The 3,030-nt window shown below is 37.6% G+C and carries 4 protein-coding genes and 1 pseudogene; all 5 read left to right on the forward strand.

Going from position 1 to position 3,030, the window contains the following annotated elements:
• Positions 1-35 precede the first annotated feature (35 nt).
• The 5 genes and pseudogenes from JQM82_RS14820 (at position 36) to JQM82_RS14835 (ending at position 2,950) form a co-directional block, all read left to right on the forward strand.
• Positions 36-359 carry a hypothetical protein gene (locus JQM82_RS14820; RefSeq protein ID WP_235251172.1) on the forward strand — a complete coding sequence of 108 codons (324 nt, stop codon included), beginning with the start codon at positions 36-38 and terminating at the stop codon, positions 357-359.
• Positions 346-789 carry a hypothetical protein gene (locus JQM82_RS14825; RefSeq protein ID WP_235251174.1) on the forward strand — a complete coding sequence of 148 codons (444 nt, stop codon included), beginning with the start codon at positions 346-348 and terminating at the stop codon, positions 787-789. The genes JQM82_RS14820 and JQM82_RS14825 overlap by 14 nt, the downstream gene beginning before the upstream one ends.
• Positions 790-959: 170 nt before the next feature.
• Positions 960-1,250 (forward strand): annotated as a pseudogene (locus tag JQM82_RS16645) (helix-turn-helix domain-containing protein); the annotation flags it as partial.
• Between the two features lie 63 nt (positions 1,251-1,313).
• Positions 1,314-2,363, forward strand: a complete 1,050-nt coding sequence (locus JQM82_RS14830) for an ATP-binding protein (protein WP_235251175.1) — start codon at positions 1,314-1,316, stop codon at positions 2,361-2,363.
• The gene (locus JQM82_RS14835) at positions 2,363-2,950 is read left to right on the forward strand and encodes an SOS response-associated peptidase (protein ID WP_235251176.1); all 588 of its coding nucleotides are present in this window, start codon (positions 2,363-2,365) and stop codon (positions 2,948-2,950) included. The genes JQM82_RS14830 and JQM82_RS14835 overlap by 1 nt, the downstream gene beginning before the upstream one ends.
• Positions 2,951-3,030: the final 80 nt, after the last annotated feature.

The raw sequence follows: 3,030 nt of genomic DNA on the forward strand, positions 1-3,030 counted from the left end.
ATGGATTAACCGTCCGGATGTGAAAGGAGTTTCAGATGGCAGCCGTGCAGAAAAGGAAGTATGAAAAACCAATGATAAAGTTTGTGACAGATATGAATATTATATTGGAATGTCTATATGAGGTGTATGGACAGGAAGAACATCATGTACTTGAAGGGAAGGATATTCAAAAAACGATGATTTTTCCATTCCTGAAGATGTTAGAGAATCAGTGCAATGGAATTACTGTAAGAGAGATACATAAAAAATTATGGGAAATCTATATAACGGAACGAACAAAGGAACCGTTTATCAGTAATGCAGAGTCTCTTTTGAAACCGTTGAAACGACCGGAGGAAAATGTGAATGTACTACAATAATAACAGAAAATCATGTGGAAACAGGCCACTGAATAAGAGAATACCGCTAGCGGTTCAAGAGGTCCAGAAACAGTACACAGTGGCTTTACAAAAACTGTATGAGAAAAACGATTTAGAAAGCATCTTTTTTCTGCGGATTGCAGCAGAAACCGGATTGAGAATGCGTGATATTTATGATCTGAAACCCTCTGAGATTATTGTAAGGAAGATTTATAAAAAATCATTGAAGACTGGTAAATATGAGGATTACCCGTTGATTTCAGAAGAAACAGGGAGGATTGCAGAACAATTAGTGGAGCGTCAAGGCAGATTTTTCAGCAAAGATTATCTGTATTATATAACAGAGATTAAAAGACAATTCAGTAATCCCAACATGAGATTACTTTATATTGTGAGTTACAAGAGAACTGTGGGAAAGAAAATAATGTAAATATTGTAGAATCATTATAATCTGGCTGCCCTGTAATGGGTGGCCTTTTTGAATGTGTGGTATGAGAGCAGACGATTTATTGTGATGGTTTATGGCGTTAAAATAAGATTGATAATGAAATATAAATCGGATAAAATAGAGGATATAATAATATGAAGGTGATAAGAAAAATGAGTCTGGTAAATATCGGCCCGGAAACTGAGACAATAGAATACAAGAAAAGTACTGGCGAGATGAAAGAAGCAATGATATCTATAGCTGCAATTCTCAACAAGCATAAAAAAGGTGTTCTGTACTTTGGCGTGAAAAATGATGGTACTGTAATTGGACAGGTAATAACGGATGAGTCGCTGAGAAAGGTAAGCCAGGCAATTGGAAATCACATTACGCCTGCTATTTATCCGGAGATTAAGGCTGTTCGCATCGGAGAAAGGGAATGTATTCAAGTTGATTTTGAGGGAAATCGTCAACCATATCTTGCGTATAGTATTCCACGTATCCGAGTTGCAGATGAAGATCTGATTATGGAACAGGATATTTATGATGAAATGATACGCAAACGGGATAATGTAAAATATTCGTGGGAAAGACAGGTTTCTGAATATACTCTTCAGGATATAGATAAAAATGCTTTTGATACTTATCTGCAAAAAGCAAAAGATGCAGGAAGAATCAGTTTTGAGGAGACAGATGTAAAAACAGTATTGAATAAATTAGAACTGATTCAGGGTGATCACTTATTAAATGCAGGAGCAGCATTATTTTGTAATTGTGGTATTAATGAACTTCAGATGGCAAAATTTGCAACAAATGAGAGGTTGACATTTACGGATATCCGCAGGTTTACAGGTTCCATTATAGAACTTTCAAAAAAGGCAGAGCAGTATATCATTGATGCAATGGATTGGCGTGTTGAAATCGGAAGTGGATTGTCAAGAAAGGAAATTCCTGAAATACCATTGGATGCGATTCGTGAGGCAATTATTAATTCTTTTGGACATAAAATATTTGATTCTGGGCAGAGTAATGAGGTGGCAATATTTAAAGATCGAATTGAGATTTATAATCCAGGTGCATTTCCGACTGGAGTTTCACCAGAGAAATTTATTGAAGGAAATGAAAGACCAGTCAGAAGAAATCCACTGATTACAAGAACGTTATATTACTCAAAAGATATGGAAAGTTTTGCAACAGGATTGAAGCGTATTTATACTGCTTGCAAAGCGGCAGGATGTAGAGTGGAATTTGAACAGCAGGCATATGGATTTGCGGTGATTTTCTATAGAAGAAATACAAGCACCCAAGATAGCCCCCAGGATAGCACCCAAGATAAACACCAGGATAACACCCAGGATAGTCTGCAGAACAGGATTTTAGAATATTGTAAAGTACCGAGAAGCAAAAAAGAAATTACAGTATACATGGGATATAAGGATGTCAAAAGCTTTGCGAAAAGATACTTGAAGCCGTTATGTGAAGCAGGAGAACTTCAAATGACAATTCCGGATCGTCCATCAAGTAGAAATCAAAAATATGTAACAGTTGAAAAAAAGGAAGAAAAGGAAGAAAAATAATGTGTGGACGATATTATGTGGATGATGATACAGCCAGAGAAATAGAAAAAGTGGTCCGGGAGGTGGATGAGAAACTGAGAAGAGAGCGCAGGGGTGATATTTATCCCTCTCAGTCTGCAACTGTGATCACTGGAAGGAAACCACATCTTTTGGCAGAAGAAATGTCATGGGGCTTTCCGCAATATCAGAAAAAAGGGCTGCTGATCAATGCAAGAGCAGAAACTGCTCTGGAAAGAAAGTCGTTCCGGGATAGTGTGATGCACAGACGCTGTATCATTCCAGCAAAGCAGTTTTATGAATGGGATCCGGATAAGAATAAAGTTACTTTCCTGAGAGAAAATCAGCCGGTCTTATTCATGGCAGGGTTTTACAATCGCTTTCAGGATGATAATCATTTCATTATCTTAACTACCCAGGCAAATGAATCGGTCAGTCCGGTGCATCATCGGATGCCATTGATACTGGATAGATCTGAATTGGAAGATTGGGTATATGAAGACACGTTTTTGGAATATGCACTGCATAAAAAGCCGCCACAGCTGGCACGAAGGCAGGACTATGAACAACAGAGTTTATTTTTAACGTAAAAGGAGCCGTCTGAATTTAATCAGGCGGCTCGGTGTTATTTTATGGCATTTTTGGTTAAGCACATAGGAGTTCCTTACGA

The organism is Faecalicatena contorta, from assembly GCF_021531995.1.
In the GTDB taxonomy this organism is placed as follows: domain Bacteria; phylum Bacillota; class Clostridia; order Lachnospirales; family Lachnospiraceae; genus Dorea_A; species Dorea_A contorta_A.

Coding starts and splice junctions, on each gene's coding strand:
- JQM82_RS14820 (WP_235251172.1), top strand. CDS start 36: ATGGCAGCCGTGCAGAAAAGGAAGTATGAAAAACCAATGATAAAGTTT.
- JQM82_RS14825 (WP_235251174.1), top strand. CDS start 346: ATGTACTACAATAATAACAGAAAATCATGTGGAAACAGGCCACTGAAT.
- JQM82_RS14830 (WP_235251175.1), top strand. CDS start 1,314: ATGGAACAGGATATTTATGATGAAATGATACGCAAACGGGATAATGTA.
- JQM82_RS14835 (WP_235251176.1), top strand. CDS start 2,363: ATGTGTGGACGATATTATGTGGATGATGATACAGCCAGAGAAATAGAA.